At 72.9% G+C, this 20566-nt stretch carries 20 protein-coding genes and 1 pseudogene; 9 read left to right on the top strand and 12 right to left on the bottom strand.

Annotated elements, in window-relative coordinates; genetic code table 11:
- Nucleotides 1-86 precede the first annotated feature (86 nt).
- Entirely contained in the window at nucleotides 87-1088 is a 1002-nt protein-coding gene (locus OP18_RS28955) for a DNA glycosylase family protein (RefSeq protein WP_033362235.1), read from the top strand.
- A gap of 847 nt (nucleotides 1089-1935) precedes the next feature.
- Here the strand turns inward: OP18_RS28955 and OP18_RS28950 are convergent.
- Together OP18_RS28950 and OP18_RS28945 are read right to left on the bottom strand one after the other, a co-directional pair.
- Nucleotides 1936-2358: a twin-arginine translocase TatA/TatE family subunit gene (locus OP18_RS28950; protein ID WP_033362234.1), complete on the bottom strand. Its 423-nt coding sequence runs from the start codon at nucleotides 2356-2358 to the stop codon at nucleotides 1936-1938.
- 68 nt (nucleotides 2359-2426) lie between these two features.
- Entirely contained in the window at nucleotides 2427-3728 is a 1302-nt protein-coding gene (locus OP18_RS28945; RefSeq protein ID WP_033362273.1) for a S1C family serine protease, read from the bottom strand.
- A gap of 163 nt (nucleotides 3729-3891) precedes the next feature.
- Here OP18_RS28945 and OP18_RS28940 point away from each other — a divergent pair, with 163 nt between their 5' ends.
- Nucleotides 3892-4482: an O-methyltransferase gene (locus OP18_RS28940; RefSeq protein ID WP_033362233.1), complete on the top strand. Its 591-nt coding sequence runs from the start codon at nucleotides 3892-3894 to the stop codon at nucleotides 4480-4482.
- A 100-nt stretch (nucleotides 4483-4582) separates the two neighbouring features.
- Here the strand turns inward: OP18_RS28940 and OP18_RS28935 are convergent, their stop codons facing one another.
- Both OP18_RS28935 and OP18_RS28930 read right to left on the bottom strand, forming a co-directional pair.
- Nucleotides 4583-5173: a DUF1003 domain-containing protein gene (locus tag OP18_RS28935; RefSeq protein WP_033362272.1), complete on the bottom strand. Its 591-nt coding sequence runs from the start codon at nucleotides 5171-5173 to the stop codon at nucleotides 4583-4585.
- Nucleotides 5166-6527, bottom strand: a complete 1362-nt coding sequence (locus tag OP18_RS28930; RefSeq protein WP_081971219.1) for a magnesium transporter MgtE N-terminal domain-containing protein — start codon at nucleotides 6525-6527, stop codon at nucleotides 5166-5168. The genes OP18_RS28935 and OP18_RS28930 overlap by 8 nt, the downstream gene beginning before the upstream one ends.
- A gap of 80 nt (nucleotides 6528-6607) precedes the next feature.
- Here OP18_RS28930 and OP18_RS28925 point away from each other — a divergent pair, with 80 nt between their 5' ends.
- Nucleotides 6608-7465: a PhzF family phenazine biosynthesis protein gene (locus OP18_RS28925; RefSeq protein ID WP_033362232.1), complete on the top strand. Its 858-nt coding sequence runs from the start codon at nucleotides 6608-6610 to the stop codon at nucleotides 7463-7465.
- A gap of 77 nt (nucleotides 7466-7542) precedes the next feature.
- Here OP18_RS28925 and OP18_RS55660 read toward each other — a convergent pair.
- A pseudogene (locus OP18_RS55660) lies at nucleotides 7543-8406 on the bottom strand (DMT family transporter); the annotation flags it as partial.
- Nucleotides 8407-8524: 118 nt separating this feature from the next.
- On the opposite strand from OP18_RS55660, the gene OP18_RS28920 reads away from it, so the two are divergent.
- From OP18_RS28920 to OP18_RS28910, 3 genes are all read left to right on the top strand, one after another.
- A complete protein-coding gene (locus OP18_RS28920) occupies nucleotides 8525-9352 on the top strand; it encodes an HAD family hydrolase (protein ID WP_063745626.1) in 828 nt (275 codons plus the stop codon).
- Nucleotides 9349-9921: an AmmeMemoRadiSam system protein A gene (gene amrA / locus OP18_RS28915; RefSeq protein ID WP_052387511.1), complete on the top strand. Its 573-nt coding sequence runs from the start codon at nucleotides 9349-9351 to the stop codon at nucleotides 9919-9921. Before OP18_RS28920 ends, amrA begins: the two co-directional genes overlap by 4 nt.
- 61 nt (nucleotides 9922-9982) lie before the next feature.
- The gene (locus OP18_RS28910) at nucleotides 9983-10474 is read left to right on the top strand and encodes a hypothetical protein (RefSeq protein WP_033362230.1); all 492 of its coding nucleotides are present in this window, start codon (nucleotides 9983-9985) and stop codon (nucleotides 10472-10474) included.
- 539 nt (nucleotides 10475-11013) lie between these two features.
- Here OP18_RS28910 and OP18_RS28905 read toward each other — a convergent pair.
- Complete coding sequence (locus OP18_RS28905; protein ID WP_279327085.1) at nucleotides 11014-11868, bottom strand: SDR family NAD(P)-dependent oxidoreductase; 855 nt, start codon at nucleotides 11866-11868, stop codon at nucleotides 11014-11016.
- A gap of 55 nt (nucleotides 11869-11923) precedes the next feature.
- Here OP18_RS28905 and OP18_RS28900 point away from each other — a divergent pair, with 55 nt between their 5' ends.
- Both OP18_RS28900 and OP18_RS28895 read left to right on the top strand, forming a co-directional pair.
- Entirely contained in the window at nucleotides 11924-12865 is a 942-nt protein-coding gene (locus tag OP18_RS28900) for an HpcH/HpaI aldolase/citrate lyase family protein (protein WP_033362229.1), read from the top strand.
- 52 nt (nucleotides 12866-12917) lie between these two features.
- Nucleotides 12918-13832 carry an SDR family NAD(P)-dependent oxidoreductase gene (locus OP18_RS28895; RefSeq protein WP_033362228.1) on the top strand — a complete coding sequence of 305 codons (915 nt, stop codon included), beginning with the start codon at nucleotides 12918-12920 and terminating at the stop codon, nucleotides 13830-13832.
- 63 nt (nucleotides 13833-13895) lie between these two features.
- On the opposite strand, the gene OP18_RS28890 is transcribed toward OP18_RS28895, so the two are convergent.
- Nucleotides 13896-14099, bottom strand: a complete 204-nt coding sequence (locus OP18_RS28890) for a DUF4190 domain-containing protein (protein ID WP_033362227.1) — start codon at nucleotides 14097-14099, stop codon at nucleotides 13896-13898.
- Between the two features lie 117 nt (nucleotides 14100-14216).
- On the opposite strand from OP18_RS28890, the gene OP18_RS28885 reads away from it, so the two are divergent.
- On the top strand, nucleotides 14217-15422 hold the full coding sequence (locus tag OP18_RS28885) for an acyl-CoA dehydrogenase family protein (RefSeq protein WP_033362226.1): 1206 nt from the start codon (nucleotides 14217-14219) through the stop codon (nucleotides 15420-15422).
- On the opposite strand, the gene OP18_RS28880 is transcribed toward OP18_RS28885, so the two are convergent.
- The 5 genes from OP18_RS28880 to OP18_RS59850 all read right to left on the bottom strand — a co-directional run bounded on the left by OP18_RS28880 (nucleotide 15400) and on the right by OP18_RS59850 (nucleotide 20542).
- Nucleotides 15400-15813: a CoA-binding protein gene (locus tag OP18_RS28880; RefSeq protein WP_033362225.1), complete on the bottom strand. Its 414-nt coding sequence runs from the start codon at nucleotides 15811-15813 to the stop codon at nucleotides 15400-15402. The genes OP18_RS28885 and OP18_RS28880 overlap by 23 nt on opposite strands.
- Before the next feature lie 84 nt (nucleotides 15814-15897).
- The gene (locus tag OP18_RS28875) at nucleotides 15898-16620 is read right to left on the bottom strand and encodes a hypothetical protein (RefSeq protein ID WP_156089865.1); all 723 of its coding nucleotides are present in this window, start codon (nucleotides 16618-16620) and stop codon (nucleotides 15898-15900) included.
- A 9-nt stretch (nucleotides 16621-16629) separates the two neighbouring features.
- The gene (locus OP18_RS28870; protein ID WP_063745625.1) at nucleotides 16630-17145 is read right to left on the bottom strand and encodes a potassium channel family protein; all 516 of its coding nucleotides are present in this window, start codon (nucleotides 17143-17145) and stop codon (nucleotides 16630-16632) included.
- 31 nt (nucleotides 17146-17176) lie between these two features.
- Nucleotides 17177-17887, bottom strand: a complete 711-nt coding sequence (locus OP18_RS28865; RefSeq protein ID WP_033362223.1) for a hypothetical protein — start codon at nucleotides 17885-17887, stop codon at nucleotides 17177-17179.
- Nucleotides 17888-17932: 45 nt separating this feature from the next.
- Nucleotides 17933-20542, bottom strand: a complete 2610-nt coding sequence (locus tag OP18_RS59850; RefSeq protein WP_425388662.1) for an intein-containing Rv2578c family radical SAM protein — start codon at nucleotides 20540-20542, stop codon at nucleotides 17933-17935.
- Nucleotides 20543-20566: the final 24 nt, after the last annotated feature.

Here is a 20566-nt window from a genome sequence, read left to right as displayed (position 1 = left end):
TCGTTCATAACGCCGCGCGCCTCGCCCCTTGAGGCACGCGGCTTTTTCCCGCCGAAATTGTCGTACCCCTGTTCGAAAATCGGGGCATGACTGAACTCGGCACCACCACCGCCACCGTCCTGCGCGCCACCGCCCCGTTCGACCTCGCCTGCTCGCTGCGCGCCATGGAGACCTTCGCCCCGTGCGGCGGCGACCAGCTCGTCGTCGACGGCCGGGTCCGCCGGGCGTTCCTGCACCCCACCGACCCCACCCGGGCCGTCGTCACCGAAGTCGTCGGCCGCGACGACGGCGTCCCGGGAGTGGCGCTCACCGTCTTCAGCGACGCCCCGCTCACCCCGGCCGAGACGACCGCGGTCGGCGAGCGGGTCAGCGACTGGCTCAGCCTCCGCGACGACCGTGACACGTTCCTGCGGCTGGCCCGCGCCGACCCCGCGATGACCCCCGTCCTCGCCGTCGCCGAAGGCCTCCACCAGGTCCGGTTCGCCTCCCTCACCGAGGGTGCCGTCTTCTACACCCTCGTGCACCACTCCGCGCACTGGTTCGCCAAGGCGTACAAGCGCCGGCTCCTGTCCGACCACGGCCCGCACGGCGTCGTCGACGGCGTCGCCTATGCCGCGTTCCCGCCCATGTCGAAGCTGACCGCGCTCGGCGTCGAGGGCCTCACGCCCTATGCCAGCAACGTGCTGAGCGCCCGCCGCCTGCACGCGGTCCTGACCGGCCTGAGCGGCCTCGACGAGCACTGGCTGCGCACCGGCCCCGCCGACGAGGTCTACGCCGCGCTGCTGTCGCTGCGCGGCATCGGCCCGTTCACCGCGCACGCGCTGCTGCTGCGGGTCCTCGGCCACCCCGACCGCGCCCCGCTGGAGCTGCGGCAGCACCTCACCGCGGCCGCCACCATCTACGGCACCCCCACACCGTCACCGACCGACCTGCGCGACTGGTATGGCGGCACGATCGGCTGGTGGGCGTACACGGCACGGACCGCGCTGGACTGGATCGAGCGCGACCAGCGCGCCGCGGCGCGGGCAGCGCGTGCCCGGCGTGCCGTGACGGGCGGGGACCGGTCGGAGGTGGTGGTGGCCGGGTGACGGTTGCCTTCCCCCGCGTCGTGGGCCGGTGGTGGTCTGCGGCGCGGGGGCGGGGCCGCTGGTCGCGGTCCGCGTGCGGGACCGATGCGCCATGTGTTTCGCTGGCGAGTGCCGCGGCCTTCGTGGTTCCGCGCGGCCTGCCGGCCGCGCGACAGGGTGGCGTGGTGCTGGTCCGTGCCGTGCCCGGGGTGATGGCCCCGGGCGCCGTCCTCACGTGTTCGGCCGCCGACGAGGTCGTCGTTCGGTGGTGCCACTCCCCGTGCGGTTCCCAGGAACGAGACCCGTCGGTGCGCTGGACCGGGCCGCGAAGCGGCGTGACGCTGGCTTCGGATGCGGGCGCGGTTCACCCGATGAACCACCCTGTCGACCCACCTGCGGCCAGGTTCCGGGCTCGGCACCGCGCCCGGCGGACAGCGTCGTCCGGGGTTCAAGTGCCCATGCTGACGGCTTTGGTGGTGAGAGGGCCGGCTTCGTGATCGCCGGACTGTCCCGTGGGCTGCGGCTGTGGCCGGCCGGGCTGCCTTGAGGGCTGTGGGTGGGTGACGTCGCCTGGAGGGTGGCCCCCTAGCTCTGGGCCGTCCTGGCTGGCGGGTGTGCCTGGCTGGCGCATCGCCCAGGCAATCGCACGGCGGGCAGCGACAGCGACTTCTCAGACCGATGTGTCGTGGTTCTCAGGTCTACCGGCGGGTGTGGAACCACCGAATGACGACCTCGACGGCGGCCGGGGAACATCACCGTGACCACGCCACCAAGGCGCGCGGCCGGCAAGGCCGTGCCGAACCACGAAGTCCCCTGGCCTGAACGGATACATAGAAACGGTGCATCGGTCCCGCGCGCGGACCGCGACCTACGTGACGTCATCCCACGAGGGCCGGACCGCCGCCGCAGGCTTCGTCAACGGAACAGGAGCCGCAGTCGACGCGGTCGAGGAAGCGCCGTTCGCGACCGCCTGGGCGTCGCGCTTCACGGTGTCGGCGACGCCGCGGACCTCGCCGACGATGTCCTGCAGCGGGCGGCGCAGCGCGGCCTCGTCGGCCTCGCTGAGCAGGTGCTTGCGCAGGAACGCCTTCGGGTGGAGGTCTTCGAGCTGGATGTCGGTGCCCAGCTCACGGCTCAGGTCGCCGGTGGCGTTGCGGGCCATCTGGCGGACGTTGCGGAGCATGCGCATGCCGTCGCTGATGGCCTTCGGCAGCCGGTCGGGGCCGAAGATGAACAGCCCCACCAGGATGATGACGATGAACTCCCAGCCACCGAGGTTTTCCAAGCCCATTGCCGGCCCTCCCTGCTCTCACCCGTCAGCGTACGCACCAACGGGCCCGCTTAGGGAGGGCCCACCGGTCACTTCGCGTCGGCGACCAGCGTCACCGAGGTTTTCTCCCTGCTGGTGCCGCGCAGGTACTGGACCTCGACGACGGCGCCGGGGGCGTACTTGCGCACGAGAGCGGTCAGGTCCCAGTACTCCTCGACGGGCTTGCCGTTGACGGCCAGGATCACGTCGCCGGCGTGCAGGCCGGCGCCGGCGGCGGGACCGTTCGCCTCGACGGACGCGAGGCGGGCGCCGCCGGCCGGGTTCCGGTACGTGGGGTCCGGTGAGACACCCATCACAGTGCGGCGGGCCTTGCCGGTGTTGATGACGTCCTGGGCGACACGGCGGGCGTGGTTGATCGGGATGGCGAACGCGAGACCGACGTTGCCGGCCGTCGCCTGGTCCTCCGACAGGGTGCCGATGACGGAGTTGATGCCGACGACCCGGCCGGCGCCGTCGAAGAGCGGGCCGCCGGAGTTGCCCTGGTTGACGGCGGCGTCGGTCTGGATCGCCGAGTAGTACCGTGCGGTGCCGCCCTCGCTGGTCCGGATCGGACGGTCCAGGTAGCTCACGACGCCGAACGTGACGGTGCTGGTCAGGCCGAGCGGCGCACCGACCGCGACCACGGGGTCGCCGACCTGCAGCTGGTCGGAGTCGCCGAACTCGACCGGCTGCAGCTTGTCATCGGCCAGGCCCGCGGTGTCGATCTTCAACACGGCGATGTCGGACTCGTCGTCGCCGCCGACGACCGCCGCCGGCGCGACCGACGCGTCGCTGAACCGGACCGTGGCCGAGCCGGTGCCGCCCTGCACCACGTGGTTGTTGGTGATGACGTAACCGTCGTTGGAGACCACGAAACCGGAGCCGAGGGACGTGCCGGAGCCGACCCGCATGCTGATCGTGACGACGCTCGGCAGGACCTTCTTCGCCAGCGCCGCGACCGTTTCCGGCGGACGGCCGTTGAGCGGCGGGTCGCTGCCGAGGGGGCCACCGCCCAGGACGCTGCCGCCGCCACCGGCGAAGACGTAGCCGAGGGTGCCGCCGAGCGCGCCGGCGAGCAGGGCCGTGACGATCGACACGATCAGCACCAGGCCGATGCCGACCCGGGTGCCCGGGCCGGGCGGCGGCGGCTTCTCCAGCTCGGGCGGCTCCTCGGCCGGGGTCTTGACCACGACGACCTGCGCGTCGGGGTCACGCCACGGGTCTGCGAGGGCGTCGGACCACCAGCTGCTCGGGGCGGGCTGCGGTCGCGGCTGCGCGGGCGGCGCCGGCCAGCCCGCGTGGCTGGTCGGCGCGCCGTGGCCGGGCTGACGCCAGGCCGAACCGTCTGTCACGATCGGCTCCTCCGTCCGTTTCGCATCCAGCATTACACGGGCCGGCATCCCACACGTGAGGGCGAGGTCTCCTAGGCTTGCGGGGATCGACGTCTCCTGGAGGTGCGACATCCCCCCGTCCGTCAGAGCCGCGCAACAGTTCGCCGACTTCGTCGACGGCTACGTGCTGGAGGATCCCGTGCTCACCGCGGCCCGTGAGCAGGCCACCGAGCTGGGCATCACCAGCGTCAGCCGGGGCGAGGGCGCGGCGCTGCGGGTCGTGGCCGCGGTCAGCAACGCCAAGGCGGTCGTCGATGTCGGCACGGGCACCGGGGTGAGCGGCGGGTGGCTGCTGCGGGGGATGCGCCGCGACGGCGTCCTCACCACCATCGACCTGGAACCGGAGCACCAGCGGGTGGCCCGCCGGGTCTTCGCCGCCGCCGGCAACCCGCCGTCGCGGACCCGCATCATCAGCGGACGCGCCCTCGACGTGCTGCCCCGGCTCGCCGACCGCGCCTACGACCTGGTGTTCGTCGACCACGACCCGACCGAGTACGTGGCGGTCACCGCCGCCGCGGAGCGCCTCCTGCGCCCCGGCGGCACCCTCGTGCTGGCCGGCGCCCTCGGCGGCGGCCGGGTCAGCGACCCCACCATCCGCGACGTCGAGACCGTCCTGCTGCGCGAGGCCGTGAAGGCGCTGCGCGACAGCGACGCGTGGGTGCCGGCGATCCTGCCGCTCGGCGAGGGCCTCCTCGTGGCGGCCAGAGCCCAGTAAACCGGTCAAGGCGGCCAGTCCCCGGCAGAAGGGCCCGGCAGAAGGGCCCGACAGAAAGTTCCGGCAGAAAGGCCCGGCAGAAAGGCCCGGCGGGGGCGGGTCAGCGGCCGGAGCGGGCCCGCCGGCGCGGCGGGTCCTCGTCCGGGTCGAGCTCGTCCTCCTCGACCGGCTCGTCCAGCGTGGCCTTCTTCGCCTTCTTCCGCTCCAGCTTCGCCCGGCGGACCGCGGCCTCGTCGAGCTCCTCGCTCATCCGGGCCAGCTCGGAACGCAGGAAGTCCCGGGTCGCGACCTCACCGACGGCGATGCGCAGCGACGCGATCTCCCGGGCCAGGTACTCGGTGTCCGCCTTCTGCGCGGCCGCCCGCCGCCGGTCCTCCTCGCTGGCGAGCCGGTCCCGGTCCGCCTGCCGGTTCTGCGCGAGCAGGATCAGCGGCGCCGCGTACGACGCCTGCAACGACAGGATCAAGGTCAGGAACGTGAACGTGTACGGGTCGAACTGCCAGTTCTTCGGCGCGAGGGTGTTCCACACCACCCAGGCGAGGATGAACACCGTCATGTACACGAGGAACTTCGCGGTCCCCATGAACCGCGCGATCCCCTCCGACCACTGGCCGAACGCCTCCGGGTCGAACCGGGGCAGCTTCAACCGCCCCGGCTCCCGGGGCTGGTCGAGCCGCCGCCGGTCAGCCATTGCCGCCCGCCCCACCGCGCGCCGTGCCGTCACCCGTCCCGCCGCCGCTCCTCCCGCCGCCGCTGCGTCCTGCGCCGGTACCGACGTCGCCGGCCGGGCTCAGGAACGCGGGCTCGGCATGCTCACGGTCGCGCCAGTCCTCGGGCAGCAGATGGTCCAGGACGTCGTCGACGGTGACGGCGCCGACGAGCCGGTCGTGGTCGTCGACGACCGGCATGACCACGAGGTTGTACGTCGCCATCCGCCGGGTGATCTCACCGAGCGTGTTCTGCGGCGCCAAGGGCTTGATGTCGTTGTCGACGACACCGCCGAGCAGCGCCGACGGCGGCTCCCGCAGCAGCCGCTGGAAGTGCACGACCCCGAGGTACCGGCCCGTCGGCGTCGCCATCGGCGGCCTGGTCACGAACACACCGGCGGCCACGGCCGGGGACAGCTGCGGCTCCCGGATGCGGGCCAGGGCCTCCGCGACCGTCTCGTGCGGCGCCATGACGATCGGCTCCGACGTCATCACCGACCCGGCCGTGCCGGGCAGGTAGTCCAGCAGCGCGCGTACCGGCGACGCCTCATCGGGCTGCATCAGGTCCAGCAGCACGTCCTGCTCCCCCTTCGGCATCTCGGCGAGCAGGTCGGCGGCGTCGTCGGGGTCCATCTCCTCCAGCACGTCGGCGGCGCGCTCCGGCTCCAGCGCGGCCATGATCTCCAGCTGGTCGTGCTCCGGCAGCTCCTCCAGGACGTCGGCGAGACGCTCGTCGTCCAGGGCCGTGGCGACCTCGACCCGCCGGCTCTCCGACAGGTCCTGCAGCACGTTGGCGAGGTCGGCGGGGCGCATGTTGTCCAGCACGGCGAGGATGCCGGCGGTGCCCTGCGCGTGCGGGGTGCCGGCGAGCCCCGCCACCTCACCCCATTCGAGCTGGCTGAGGTGGCCGCGGCGGGTGAGCCGGCCGGAGAACTCGCGGACCGCGACCCGGCTCAGTGCCCACGTCCCCGTGCGGTCCGCCTCCATCGCGACGTCCACCACGGTGCCGGTGCGGCCGGTCGCCGGGATGCTGACGTGCCGGTCGATGAAGTCCTCCAGGACCAGCAGCTCACCCTGCCGTTTCTCGAAGCGGCGCAGGTTCAGGGTGCCGGTGTTGAGCACCACCGCGTCGGGCTCCATCGCGGTGATCCGGCCGATCGGCAGGAAGATCCGCCGCCGCATCGGCATCTCGGCGACGAGCCCCACGACCCGCGGCGGCAGGTCGTCGGTCCGGGCGCGCGCGACCGCGTCCCGCACCCGCCCGACCTGGTCGCCGTTTGGGTCGAACACGCTCAGGCCGGCGAGGCGCGCGACATAGACCCTGGGCGCGGTGCTCACGAGGCTCAAGACTACTGAAGCAGACCACCGGCTGGCGGTTGGACCGCTCCCGGGCACCGCCGCTCACCTACGCTCGACACATGAGCACATTGCGGTACAAGGTGGTCGACGTCTTCACCGACCGCCCGTTCACCGGCAATCCCCTCGCCATCGTCTTCGACGCCGCCGACCTCGCCGGCGAACAGATGCAGGCGATCGCCCGCGAGTTCAACCTCTCCGAGACGATCTTCGTGCTGCCGCCGACGACACCCGAGGCGACGTACCGGGTGCGGATCTTCACCCCGGGCACCGAGCTGCCGTTCGCCGGCCACCCGAGCGTCGGCTGCGCCGTCACCCTGCGCCGCGACGGCCTCGTCAAGGACACCGACGTCGTGCAGGAGTGCGGCGCCGGCCTCATCCCGATCAGCATCGACGACACCCACGGCAGCGCCGTCGTCACCGGCGGCACGCCGACCGTCGGACCCGCCCTCGACCCGGCCCCGCTGCTCGCCGCCGTCGGCATGACCGACGCCGACTACGTCGGCCCCGCGCCGCGCAAGGCCGGCTGCGGGCTGGAGTTCACGTTCCTGTCCGTCACCGACGAGGCCGTCGGGCGGCTGCGGCCGTCCGCCCTCGTCGACCAGGCCAGCATCCTGCACTGGGACGCGGAGCGGCACGAGGCGCACGTCCGCGTGCTGGTGCCCGACGCCGGCGTCGCCGAGGACCCCGCCACCGGCTCCGCCGCCATGGGCCTCGGGGTCTGGCTGGTCGCCTCGGGGCTGCTGCCGGGGGAGGGCGTCAGCCGGTACCAGATCCGTCAGGGCTCCGAGATGCACCGCCCGTCACTGTTGACGTGCTCGGTCACCGCCGCCGGGGGAGTGGCCGTGTCGGCGAGCGTCTCCGGCCACGTCGTGCCGATCGCCTCCGGCGAGATGATCGTGCCGCCGTTCGTCGGCTGATCCCGCCGGCCGCGGTTCGTCGGCTGATCCCGCCGGCCGCCGGTTGTCGGCTGGTCCCGCCGGCCGCCGGTCGTCGGCTGGTCCCGCCGGCCGCCGATCACCACGATCGCCACGCCGGCCAGGAGCAGCGCGATCCCGGGCAGTGTCTGCGTCGCCGGCAGCTGGTCCAGCATCAGCCACGCCAGCAGCAGCGCTCCCGGCACCTCGAGCAGGATCAGCACGGCGACGGTGGTCGGCGGTACCCGGCGCAGCGCGTAGTTGATGAGGGTGTGGCCGAGCAGCTGCGGCCCGGCCGTCATCGCCACCAGCGCCAGCCACGTCCCCGCCGGGTAGCCGGTCAGGTCCTGGCCGCCGAGCAGGCAGGTCAGGCCCAGCAGCGCGGCACAGATCGAGTAGCAGATCGTCGCGTACGTGCTCGTCGCGATCGAACCGCGGGCGTGCGCGCCGAGCATCGTGTACCCGGCGGCCGCGATCCCACCGATCAGGGCGAGCGCGTCGCCGAGCAGCGCCCGGCCCGACAGGTCCGGATCGGCCCCGGTCGCTACGGTCACGCCGAGCACCGCCACCCCCACCCCGGCCCAGGTGCTGGCCGCGACCCGCACCCCGCGCACGACGTTGATCAGCGACGTCCAGATCGGCGTCGTACAGACCAGCGCCACCGACATGGCCACACTGGTCAGCTTCGCGCTCGGTACCCACGTCGCGAAATGCACGGCGAGGCAGACGCCGGACAACACGCTGGCGCCGAGCACCTTCGACCGGAACTCGTCGCGCCGCACGGTGAGCGCGACCGGCGCGATCGCCGCGACGCCGAGCATGTTGCGCCAGAACGCGATCGCCAGCGCGGGCGCCGCCGCGTACGCGATCAGCGGCGCCGACGACGAGATCGCGACGACGGCGACGGCGAGGGCGACCACGGCGGGCCATCCGATGTGACGCATACGCCGATGTTGTCATTCTGTGAAAATTGTCTTGGATCCGACACCGATCTCCGATCCGCGATAGTAGACCGAAGCAGTCTGCGCTCGTACTTTCGTATGACCTCCGGAGGGCCGATCGGTGTTTAGTGCTGTCCTTTTCGACTACTTCAACACGTGCACGACCGCAGTCGTCCGCGGCGACGGTCACCGCCGCACCGCCGAGGTCCTCGGCGTCGACCCCGACGCGTGGCTCGCGCTGCTCGACCGCACCTTCGACGCCCGGGCCACGGGCGCCCACGGCAGCGTCTTAGCCGGACTGCGCGCGCTGTGCGCCGAGCTCGGCGCCGCACCCCGCCCCGACCAGCTGCGTCGCGCCGCCGAACTGCGGATCCTCTCCCTGCAACAGGACGCCCCGCCCCGCCCCGAGACCGAACCCGTCCTGCGGCTGCTGCGCGCCCGCGGCATCCGCACCGCCGTCGTCAGCGACTGCTGGTTCGAACTGCCGTCCGTCCTGCCCGACACGCGCATCGGCCGCCTCTTCGACGCCGGCGTCTACTCCTCCCAGGTCGGCCACGCCAAACCCCACCCCGCGATGTACCGCACCGCGTGCGAACGCCTCGGCGTGCACCCCGAAGCCTGCCTGTACGTCGGCGACGGCGGCGGCCACGAACTCACCGGCGCCCGCCGCTTCGGCCTCACCGCCGTGCAGCTCGACGCCCCCGACCTGGGCGACCACCTCACGTTCCACGCCGACGTCGACTGGGACGGCGCCCGGATCACCAGCCTCGCCGAAATCCCTGACCTGGTCTTCGGCGCCGGCGCCGGGCTCGACGACCGCCTGGTCGAGGCCCGCCTTGACGACGGCCTGGCGGGGGCCGGCATCGACGACGGGCTGGTCGGGGCCGTGCTCGACGACGGCCGTGAGCGGCTGCCCGCCGGGAGCGGGGCCCCTATGCTGGACTGGTGACGGCGCCGTTGTCGCCGACGGATGGGCGGCTGCTCGCCGGACTCGCGGCGAGCGCCGTCCGCGCCAGGCTGTCCGGTGTCCGCCTCACCGCCACCATCCCGCCGTCCGGGCCACTGCACGCCGACGGCGCCTCCTTCGTCACCCTCGAGCTCGCCGGCACCCTCCGCGGCTGCGTCGGCACCCTCGAACCGGTCCGCCCGCTGCACCGCGACGTCGTCCACAACGCCGTCAGGGCGATGCAGGATCCGCGGGTACCACCGGTGACCGCCGCCGACTGGCCCGCCCTCGACGTCAAGGTCTCCGTCCTCGACCGCCCCGCCGCCCTGCCCGCCACCACCCGCCAGGCCCTGCTGGCGGCGCTGGTGCCGCAGGTCCACGGGCTGATCCTGACCGACGGCACGCGACGGGCCACGTTCCTGCCGTCGGTGTGGTCGAAGCTGCCGTCCCCGGAGCAGTTCGTCGACGCCCTCCTCCGCAAGGGCGGCTGGCGCGAATGGCCCCCCGACATGCGGGCGCTCGGGTACGGCTCCACCGAGTACGAGGACCGCTCACCCCGCCGGCCACTGTGATGCACTGCCGCCGTCCGGCCCGTCGTGGTGACGGGTCGTTCGGGCCCTTCGTTGTGATTGGATGGCGTGCGTGGAACCGCTGGTCGAAGAGGCTGCCAAGAAGGCCGCGATCGCCTGGCTCACCGTGCCCGGCGCCGGCCCGTCCTACCTGGTCTGGTGCGCGTGGCTCGGCGGGTCGCTGCTGGTCGTGAGCGGCCCTAGCGAGCAGGCCGCACCGGGCCTCGCCGACGCGACCACCGTCGACGTGACGCTGCGCGGCGACCACGGCGGCCGGATCGTCACCTGGACCGCGGCGGTCGAACGCCTCGACCCCGCCGACGAGGCGTGGGCGGAGCTCGTGCCCCAGCTCGCCGGGAAGCGGCTCAACGGCGGCACCGACCTCGCGACCCGCTGGGCCGCCGAGTGCGTCGTCACCCGTCTCACCCCCGTCGAGGACGCACCGCTGGCACCGATGCCCGACGACTCGCAGGCCGCACCGCCGAAGCCGTCGCCGGCGACCAGGCTGCCGAAGCGGCCGTTCCGCCTGCACAAGGTGCGCAACGCCCGGCGCTGACCAACCCGGTCCGGGCGGCCCACGCAGCCCCAGATCCAGGGCATCGGTCCAACGGCCCGCGCGGCGCACCTCGCCCGTCCGGCTCAGGTCCCGGGCGTCCGGCCTGCGCACCCGCCTCGCGGCTCAGGTCCAGAGCGTCCGGCCTGCGCACCCGCCCCGCGGCTCAGGTCCCGGGCGTCCGGCCTGCGCACCTCGCCCGTGCGGCTCAGGTCCCGGGCGTCCGGCCTGCGCACCCGCCCTGCGGCTCAGGTCCAGAGCGTCCGGCCGACGTCCCCGCCCGCGGGCCAGGCAACCCCCTCCGCGCCCAGTCACGCAAACCGCACCGGCCAAAACCATCCGGGCCTGTGCCCGCCACGGCCGATGCCACAAAGCAAGCGCCGAACCGCACAGGCCGATCAAGCGTCCGGAAGTCCACGTCACCGACGACCCGTCACCGGCGTTCTGCCTCAATCAGACGGTACTCCACCCCACCTAATCGCCGAACCGTCTCATCACCCACCGTGATACCGCCTGCGCAACCCCGCCGAGAGCCCGGAGCCTCAGAACCCGACCGCCGTCATGCTGGCCTCCCACAGCGCCGCGGCCAGCCCGGCGTCGTCGGTCTGCGCGTTGGGCCGGATCAGTTTGCGCTTCTCGTAGTACCCGCCGGACACCAGCTGCGGCCGGGGGGTCGACGCCAGCCAGACCAGCGTGTCCGCGCCCTGCTCCGGGGTCTTCGCGAACGGTGTCACCTTCGTCACCAGGTGCACTCCGATGCCGGCGCCGAACCTGCTGCGCACGAAGCCCGGGTGGTAGCTGGCGGACATGATGTCGGGCCAGCGGCGGGCGGCCTCGGCGGCGAACAGGATGTTGGCCTGCTTCGCGGCGCCGTACCGCTTCCACATGCCGGCCTTGCGCGCGCCGCGCAGGTCGCCGGTCACGTCGGCCGGGTCGAGGTTGCCCCACGTGTGCGCGGCGGAGGAGGTGTTGATGATCCGGCCGTTGCGCAGCTGCTCGCGCAGCAGGTTGCTGAGCAGGAACCCGGCGAGGTGGTTGGACTGCAGCGTCGGCTCGAAACCGTCGACGGTGCGGGCCGCGCCGGCCACGACGCCGCCGGCGTTGTTGGTGAGGACGTCGATGCGCTCGTACCGCTGCCGCAGATGGTCCACGAGCACGTGCACGTCGTCGAGGCGGGTGAAGTCGGCCCGGTACGCGGGTGGGGTGCGCCCGGCGCCGGCGGCGCTCACCTGTGCCACGGCGGCGGCCAGCCGGTCGGGGTCGCGGCCGACGAGGGCGACGTGCGCGCCGCGCCGGGCCATGGCGACGGCGGCGGCCAGGCCGATCCCGGAGCTGGCACCGGTGATGACCACGGTACGGCCGGTGAGATCTCCCACAGGGGCGTTCTGCGCGCTCACGCGACGAGGTTACCGTGACGGAGGTCCCCCTTAATGTTCGCTAAGGAGCCCCGCCATGCGTCCTCGCCGGTCCTGCCTCGCCGTGCCCGGTTCGAGCGTCAAGATGCTCGACAAGGCCCAGGGGCTCCCCGCCGACCAGGTCTTCCTCGACCTGGAGGACGCGGTGGCGCCGCTGGCGAAGCCGGACGCCCGCAAGAACATCGTGGCCGCGCTCAACGACGGCGACTGGGGCGGCAAGACCCGGGTCGTGCGGGTCAACGACCTGACGACGCCGTGGACGTACCGCGACGTCGTCGAGGTCGTCGAGGGCGCCGGGGAGCACCTGGACTGCATCATGCTGCCGAAGGTCCAGTCGGCGGGGCAGGTCGAGTGGCTGGACCTGACGCTGACCCAGATCGAGAAGACGATGGGTCTGCCGGTCGGCAGGATCGGCATCGAGGCGCAGATCGAGAACGCGGCCGGCCTGGTCAACGTCGACGCCATCGCGACCGCGTCGCCGCGGATCGAGACGATCATCTTCGGCCCCGCCGACTTCATGGCCTCGATCAACATGAAGTCGCTGGTGGTCGGTGGGCTCATCCCCGGGTACCCGGGTGACCCGTACCACTACATCCTCATGCGGATCCTGATGGCCGCCCGGATGCACGACCTGCAGGCGATCGACGGGCCGTTCCTGCAGATCCGCGACGTCGACGCGTTCCGCGAGGTCGCGACCCGCAGCGCCGCGCTCGGCTTCGACGGCAAGTGGGTGCTGCACCCCGGCCAGATCGACGCCGCGAACGAGGTCTACTCGCCCGCCCAGGAGGACTACGACCACGCCGAGCTCATCCTCGACGCGTACGAGCACTACACCTCGGAGGCCGGCGGCAAGCTCGGCGCCGTCATGCTCGGCGACGAGATGATCGACGAGGCGTCGCGCAAGATGGCCCTGGTCATCTCCGCGAAGGGCCGCGCCGCGGGCATGTCGCGCACCACGTCGTTCACCCCGCCGGCCTGAGAAATCCGTGTCGCATTGCCCGGGGGCGGTCCGGGCAGGCAGGATTTGCCCTATGGCACCCGACCTACGATCCACCGGTCCCGCCGGCAAAGGCAACCGGCGTGACGCGAGCCGCCCCTCGGCGGCCCGGCGCACCCTGCGGGCCGTCCCCTCGACCGGGCCCGAGCTCGCCGACGAGCCGGTCGCCGAGGACGAGGGCAGCGCCGCGATCGACCGTCTCGACGGGCGCGTCGCGCTGGTCACCGGCGCCGGCAGCCCGGACGGCATCGGCTACGCCACGGCCCGCCGGCTGAAGGCGATGGGCGCCGCGGTCGCGATCGTGTCGACCACCCGGCGCATCCACGACCGGGCCACCGAGCTCGGTGTCACCGGTTTCGTCGCCGACCTCACCGTCGAGGCCGAGGTCGGCGCGCTCGCCGACGCGATCGTCGACCAAGTCGGCGCGGTGGACATCCTCGTCAACAACGCCGGCCTGGCCAGCAAGGCCAGCCCCGAGGTGCTGCGCCCGGTCGCGCAGCTCACCTACGAGGAGTGGCGCGCCGAGATCGACCGCAACCTCACCACCGCGTTCCTGGTCAGCCGCGCCTTCGTCGGCGGCATGGCCGAGCACGGCTGGGGCCGCATCGTGAACCTCGCCGCGACCGCCGGCCCCGTCAACGCCCTGCCCGCCGAGGCCGGTTACGCGGCCGCGAAGGCCGGTGTCGTCGGCCTCACCCGCGCCCTGGCGATGGAGCTCGTCGCCGACGGCATCACCGTCAACGCGGTCGCCCCCGGCATCATCCACACCGGTGCCTCGACCCTCGTCGAGCTCAAGCAGGGCTTCGGCACCCCGATGGGCCGCCCCGGCACCCCCGAGGAGGTGGCCGCCACGATCGCGTTCCTGTGCTCGCCGGGCGCCTCGTACATCACCGGCCAGATGCTCGTCATCGACGGCGGCAACAGCGTCCGCGAGGCGCAGTACCGCTGACGGTCCTGGTTCGACCTTGGACACGTTGACCGCGTGCGTGCGCGGGCAACGTGTCCAAGGTCGTCAGAAGCCGAGCAGCACGATCGGCACGCCGCACAGCACGAGCAGCTCCACGTACCCGATCACCAGCGCGGCCAGGGCGAGGCGGCGGCCGCGTTCACCGGTGCGGGTCGTCTGCGCCCACGCGATGTGCCCCATGAGGATGCCGAACGGCGGCACCAGCACCGCGCACACCAGGGCGGCGACGGCCATCTTGTTGTAACGCACCTGAGAACCATTTCACAGCGGTGTGTGGGCTGGTCACGTTGGCCCGGGGCAGGCACTCCCGGGATACTGCGTGCATACCCGCCGGTAACTTGCGCCGCTGACCAATGGAGGTCAACCATGGCCCGCCTCGCCCAGACGCCCGGTCTGACCGACGTGCAGGAGTCGATCCTCGAGACCGTGCGGGAGTTCGTCGACAAGGAGATCATCCCGCACGCGCAGCACCTCGAGCACGACGACGTCTACCCGGCCGACATCGTGGACGGCATGCGCGAGATGGGCCTGTTCGGGCTCACCATCCCCGAGGAGCACGGCGGCCTGGGCGAGTCGCTGCTCACGTACGCGCTGGTCGTGGAGCAGCTGTCGCGGGGCTGGATGTCGGTGTCGGGCATCGTCAACACCCACTTCATCGTCGCGTACCTGGTGTCGCAGCACGGCTCGGCCGAGCAGAAGGCGAGCCTGCTGCCGAGGATGGCGGCGGGCGAGGTCCGCGGGGCGTTCTCGATGTCGGAGCCCGGCTGCGGCTCGGACGTCGCCGCGATCCGCACCAAGGCCGTGGCCGACGGCGACGACTACGTCATCAACGGCCAGAAGATGTGGCTGACCAACGGCGCCTACTCCTCGGTCGTCGCGACGCTGGTCAAGACCGACCTCGGGGCCGAGTCGGTGTACGGCAACATGACCACGTTCCTGCTGGAGAAGGCGCCCGGCTTCGGCGAGAACGAGGCACTGCCGGGCCTCACCATCCCCGGCAGGATCGAGAAGATGGGGTACAAGGGCGTCGAGACGACCGAGATGGTCCTCGAGGACGTCCGGGTCCCGAAGGACGCCGTGCTCGGCGGCGCCGACCAGGCCGGTCGTGGCTTCTACCAGATGATGGACGGCATCGAGGTCGGCCGGGTCAACGTCGCGGCCCGGGCGTGCGGGATCTCGATCCGCGCGTTCGAGCTGGCGATCGCGTACGCTCAGCAGCGCCAGACGTTCGGCGCGCCGCTGGTCAAGCACCAGGCGATCGCGTTCAAGCTGGCCGAGATGGCCACGAAGATCGAGGCCGCGCACGCGCTCATGGTCAACGCGGCCCGGCTCAAGGACGCGGGGCAGCGCAACGACGTCGAGGCCGGCATGGCGAAGCTGCTGGCCAGCGAGTACTGCGCCGAGGTCGTGCAGGAGTCGTTCCGCATCCACGGCGGCTACGGCTACTCCAAGGAGTACGAGATCGAACGCCTCATGCGGGAGGCGCCGTTCCTGCTCATCGGCGAGGGCACCAGCGAGATCCAGAAGACGATCATCAGCCGGGGGCTGCTCAAGGAGTACGGGGTCCGTTGATCGCGTGCACCGCCCGGACCACGGCGATGCACGTGTCCTCGACGTAGTCGACGCCGGCGGCCTCGGCCAGGGCGCGCCCCTCGGGCGAGACGATGTCCTGCTGCAGCCAGACCGCCGGCGCGCCGATCGCGATCGCGTCCTTCACCACCTGCGTCGCGTCCGCCGACGGCCGGAACACGTTCACGAAATCCACCAGCTCCGGGATGTCGGCGAGGCTCCGGTACGCCCGCACCCCGAAGATCTCCGTCGCGTACGGGTTCACCGGGATGATCCGCCAGCCGCGCCGCTGGATCGACAGCGGCACCGAGTGGGCGGTCTTGCGGGGGTCCCGCGACGCCCCGACGACGGCGATGGTCGAGGATTGCCGCAGGATCTGCTCAGCGCTGCGCATGCCTCGACCGTAGCGCGCCGCACCGCCCCGCCCGCCGCGGCGCGGGTCACGAAACCCGGTCGGTGCGCCGGGATCCCGAACCGGTCAGTGCGCCGGGATCGGGGTCGGACCGCCGGCCAGTCCCGCCGACAGCCGCGCCCCGAGCAGCGCCGCGTGGACCCGCACCGCCTCGGCGGGGGCACCGATCGACGGACGCCGTGCGGGGTGCGCGACGTAGTACCCGATCAGGTCGAGCAGGAACAGCAGGCTGCCGTCGACGTCCTCCGGCCGCACCGTCACCGGCCGCGGCCGGCCCACCACCTGCAGGTCGATCCGCGGGTGCCACCGGTCGCCGTTGAGCTCGACCCGTTCGACACCGTCCCAGCGGTACGTCCGCGACCCGACCGCCACGCCGTCGCCGGTGAGCCGGACGGTGGGCGTGCCGCGCACGAGCCGCGACAGCCCGCGGACGCCGGTCGCGTACAGCGCGGCCGCGGCGGCGAGCGCACCGGCGGTGACGACCGGACCGGCCCCGGCCAGCGGCGCGCCGGCGAGCAGCACCGAGCCGACCGCGAACAGCCGGCCGACCCCGGCGCACCCCTCACGGAACGGCCGGTGGAACTCCCACGCGGGTCGCGCCGGCCCGTCCTCCCGGCGGCGCAGCTCGTTGACCGCGAAGTTGGCGCCGTGCACGACCACGTTCGCCAGCACGAACGGCAGCAGCACCGGCCCGCCGTACGCCAGCAGCAGGGCACCGCCCAGCAGCGTCACCGCGGGCGGGACGGCGACCCACAGCCAGTTCAGCGGGTTGCGTCGCGGCGCGGTCATGGCCATACGCTACGGATTGCGGTCCACGTGCTGCGTCACCCGATCGGGGGCGAGCCGGCGCTGGACGGCACCGCCGATCATCGCGACCGCCGCGCCGACGTAGATGAGGTTGAACAGGATCTGGCCGCTGACCGTGATCCTGGCGGCCTGCCCGACCGGGTGCACGTCGCCGTAGCCGACGGTGGCGAGCGTGGTCAGCGTGAAGTACAGCGCGTCGGTCCTGGTGGTCAGCCCGGCGAACTGCCCTTCGTGGCCGGCGAGCACCACGTACCCGAGCGAGAACCCCAGCACGGTGACGATGAGCAGGTGCAGCAGGGTCTCCAGCCGCATCTCCGGCGTCCCCTCGCCGTGCAGCTGCCGGCGCAGCTGCCGCCGGAACGACGCGACCAGCACACCGAACGCGACCACGGCGACACCGGCCTGCAGCCAGTCCGCGGCGGCGCTCACCACGCGCAGCGGGACCAGGTAGTAGCCGACGCCGCCGGCCACGACGGTCACCAACGCCCGCGGGACCGGACCACGCACAGCTCAACGGTCTCCCGCGGCGCGGACGGGATCAGGTGACCTGCCGGGTGAGCGTGCCGCGCAGCCGCTCCAGCTCCTCCGGGGTACCGATCGCGGCGCGCCGCTCCGGCTGCCGCGCGTACAGGTCGATGACGCGGGTCAGGAAGTACAGCGACACCTCGAGGGGCACGTCCTCACCGGGCCGGAACTCCCGCACCCGCCGACCCCGCACCAGCTCAGGGCTGCAGACCGCCCACGTGCCCGGCTCGGACGTGGTGTCCAGGGCGTCCCACGGTACGAACGAACGACCACCGTCGATCGCGATGCCTTCGGCGGTGAGGACCAGCGGGCCGCTGCGCAGCATCCTGACCGACAGGATCAGCAGGAACAGGGTGGTGAGGACGATGATCCCGTACGACATGGCCCGCAGCACCGACAGGTGACCGACCCGGAAACCGTTGAACGCCATCAGGATCAGTGCGGCGCCGAGCACCCCGTAGAACACGCACTGCCGGCGGAAGCTGGGCCGGACCCGGAACGCCGCCTGCTCCCGCCACACCACGATCGCGAACGTCGACGGCCCCCGGGTCGTCTGCGCCAGCAGGATCAGCCCGAACGCGATCCCGATCGTGGCGATGACCAGCAGCGCGAGCAGCAACGGCACATAGGCGCCCGGGTCGTCTCTGGCCACGACCGGCACCAGCACGCCGACCACGACGGTCGGCGCGAGGAGCACCAGGAAGTCACCGGCACGAGCACGCATACGACCGAGCTTATGCACGCTAGCTGACGGTTTCCTGACCGCCGATCACAGCAACGACAGCTGCTCGACGGTTTCCACCAGCCGGATCCCCCGTCCACCCGCCACGGCACCCGCCCGCTCGCCCGCGGTGATGCCCGCCCGGTCACCCGTGGCGGCGCCTGCCCGGTCACCCGCGGCGACGATCGTCCGGCCGCCCGGGGCGGTGGTCACCCGATCGCCCGTAGCGGCGCTCGTCCGGTCACCCGCGGCGGTGGTCGCGCGGTCACCCGGAGCGGTGGCGGACCGGTCACCCGTGGCGGTGGTCGCTCGATCGTCCGCGGCGGTGGCCGCTCGATCGTCCGCGGCGGTGGTCGCGGGCCGCCCCGGCACGGCGGTGGTGGCGACCCGGTCGGGCGCGGCTGCCCCGACCTTTGTCTCCGCATCGACCTCCGTCACGGACCGCGGCCGCCCAGCCGGCGACGGCCCGCGCGCCGCCCCTGCCGCCGTCTCCGGTGCCGCGAGCGGCTCGGTGCCGAACAGCGCGTCGGGTGGTGAACCAGCGGGTGAAGGTCCCACGGAACGCCCGCCCGCCAGCCCGCCCGCCAGCCCGTCCGTCGGCCTGCCCGTCAATCCGTCCGCCAGCCCGTCCAGCAGGCCGCCGAACAGGACGCCGGACGGGACGGCGGTCGGGACGGCGGTCGGGACGGCGGTCGGGACGGCGGTCGGGACGGCGGTCGGGACGTCAGGCGGGCCGGCGGACGGTTGGCGGGTCGTGCCGGTGCCGCCCGTCGGCAGGCCGTGGCGGCGGCAGGCGAGGCGGACCCGGGCGGCGACCTCACGCTGGTAGGCCTGGCCGGTGTACGCGCCGGCGCCGTACAGCTGGCGGTAGCGCGGCACCAGGTGCGGGTGCTCGCGGGCCAGCCACGCCTGATACCACTCCCGCGCGCCGGGGCGCAGGTGCAGCGGCAACGGCACCACGCTGGCGGCGCCGGCCGCGGCGAGGGCGGCGACGGTCGCGTCGATCGACTCGGGCGTGTCGGTGAGGCCGGGCAGGATCGGGGCCATGAGGACCCCGACGGCGAACCCGGCGTCGGCGAAGCGGCGCACCACGTCGAGCCGGCGGCGCGGGCTGGGCGTGCCCGGCTCCACGGAGCGCCACAGCGCCTCGTCGAGGAAGCCGATCGACATCGACACGCTGACACTCGTCACCGCCGCCGCCTGGGTCAGCAGGTCGAGGTCGCGGGCGATCAGGGTGCCCTTGGTGAGGATCGAGAACGGGTTCGCGTGGTCGCGCAGCGCGGCGAGGATGCCGGGCATCAGCTGATACCGCCCCTCGGCGCGCTGGTAGCAGTCGACGTTGGTGCCCATCGCCAGGTGCTTGCCCGGCCACGACGGCGCGGCCAGCTCGCGGCGCAGCACGTCGGCGGCGTTGACCTTGACCACGATCTGCGAGTCGAAGTCGTGGCCGGCGTCCAGGTCGAGGTAGGTGTGGGTGTTGCGGGCGAAGCAGTTGTGGCTGACCACCCCGGCGGCGATGAAGTCGCCGGTGCCGGTGGTGATGTCGAACATGGGCAGGTCGACGCCGAGCGGCTCGATCGCGGTCACCCGCAGGCCGTCGTCGCCGCGGACGAGCTCGCCGGCGACGGTGCCGGTCGGGGTGGCCGGGGCGAACATGAGCCCGAACCGCAGCCGCTCCCGCACCCCGCCGAGCACCCTGGTCAGGGTGCCGTCGGTGACGGTGGCGAAGCCGAGCACCGCCAGGCACTCGACGAGCCAGTCGATGACGACCTTGTCGACCAGGTCGAAGACGGGCAGGTCGCCGTCGCCGGGGGAGAGCTGCCCCGCGGCGTCGAACAGCCCCGCGACGAACCCCTGCCGCCAGGCGCGGGCCGGCTCGTCGGGCCAGTCGAGGACGGCGCTCGCGTCCCGGACGCTGGCGCCCGCGTACTCGCGGTCGTCGTGGGCCATCGCGTGCAGCCCGCCGCACGCCGTGGCATATGCCCTGGCCCGGCGCAGCGCGGCGGGTGCGACGGGGCCGACGTGACCGTCGCCGTGCACGAAGCCGCACAGATAGCCGCGCCGGTACGCCGGTGACTCGGGCGGGCGCTCCGGCAGGGCGCCGAAGCCGGCGAGCCGGTTGGCGGTGGTCAGGTGGGGCCGGCGGGCGCGGCCGTGCCGGGCGCCCGTGACGTGCTTCCAGCCGCGGTCGGACAGGAAGCGGTGGTCGCCGGAGGCGATCAGGGTCGTGCCGTCGTGCAGGGTGACGCGGTGCGCGGCCTTCACGGTCGACCAGTGCGCGAGGACGGTCGTCGGCACGTAGCGCCGCAACCGTCCGTCACGCACGGTGCCGATGATCGCGTCGCCCGGGCGCAGGTCTGCGAGGGGGCGGGTGGTGCCGTCGGCCATGAGGATCGGGGTGTCGCCGGTGAGGCAGTAGACGCACGCGTGCGAGCAGCCCCGATACGGGTTGATCGTCCATTCGAACGGCACCCTCGACCGCCCGGGAACCCGGTTGATCAGGGACTTTGCCTGCACCTCGTAGAACGTGACACCCCGGAACTCCGGGGTGTCGAAGGTGCGGGCGACGGCCCCGGGCAGTGCGAGCGGCAGGGCTCGCACTGGCCCGGCATCACCGGTGCCGGGACCGCCGGCCGCCTTCAGATTGTCCCATCGCACACGCTCATTCGAACACGCGTACGA

The organism is Dactylosporangium aurantiacum (genome assembly GCF_000716715.1).
Classification (GTDB): domain Bacteria; phylum Actinomycetota; class Actinomycetes; order Mycobacteriales; family Micromonosporaceae; genus Dactylosporangium; species Dactylosporangium aurantiacum.
This window is presented reverse-complemented; position numbering and strand designations above follow the sequence as displayed.

Excerpts from the sequence above, each read along its gene's own strand:
- OP18_RS28955 (WP_033362235.1), top strand. The coding sequence starts at position 87 with ATGACTGAACTCGGCACCACCACCGCCACCGTCCTGCGCGCCACCGCC.
- OP18_RS28950 (WP_033362234.1), bottom strand. The coding sequence starts at position 2,358 with ATGGGCTTGGAAAACCTCGGTGGCTGGGAGTTCATCGTCATCATCCTG.
- OP18_RS28935 (WP_033362272.1), bottom strand. The coding sequence starts at position 5,173 with ATGGCTGACCGGCGGCGGCTCGACCAGCCCCGGGAGCCGGGGCGGTTG.
- OP18_RS28925 (WP_033362232.1), top strand. The coding sequence starts at position 6,608 with ATGAGCACATTGCGGTACAAGGTGGTCGACGTCTTCACCGACCGCCCG.
- OP18_RS28910 (WP_033362230.1), top strand. The coding sequence starts at position 9,983 with ATGGCGTGCGTGGAACCGCTGGTCGAAGAGGCTGCCAAGAAGGCCGCG.
- OP18_RS28900 (WP_033362229.1), top strand. The coding sequence starts at position 11,924 with ATGCGTCCTCGCCGGTCCTGCCTCGCCGTGCCCGGTTCGAGCGTCAAG.
- OP18_RS28895 (WP_033362228.1), top strand. The coding sequence starts at position 12,918 with ATGGCACCCGACCTACGATCCACCGGTCCCGCCGGCAAAGGCAACCGG.
- OP18_RS28885 (WP_033362226.1), top strand. The coding sequence starts at position 14,217 with ATGGCCCGCCTCGCCCAGACGCCCGGTCTGACCGACGTGCAGGAGTCG.
- OP18_RS28880 (WP_033362225.1), bottom strand. The coding sequence starts at position 15,813 with ATGCGCAGCGCTGAGCAGATCCTGCGGCAATCCTCGACCATCGCCGTC.
- OP18_RS28875 (WP_156089865.1), bottom strand. The coding sequence starts at position 16,620 with ATGACCGCGCCGCGACGCAACCCGCTGAACTGGCTGTGGGTCGCCGTC.
- OP18_RS28865 (WP_033362223.1), bottom strand. The coding sequence starts at position 17,887 with ATGCGTGCTCGTGCCGGTGACTTCCTGGTGCTCCTCGCGCCGACCGTC.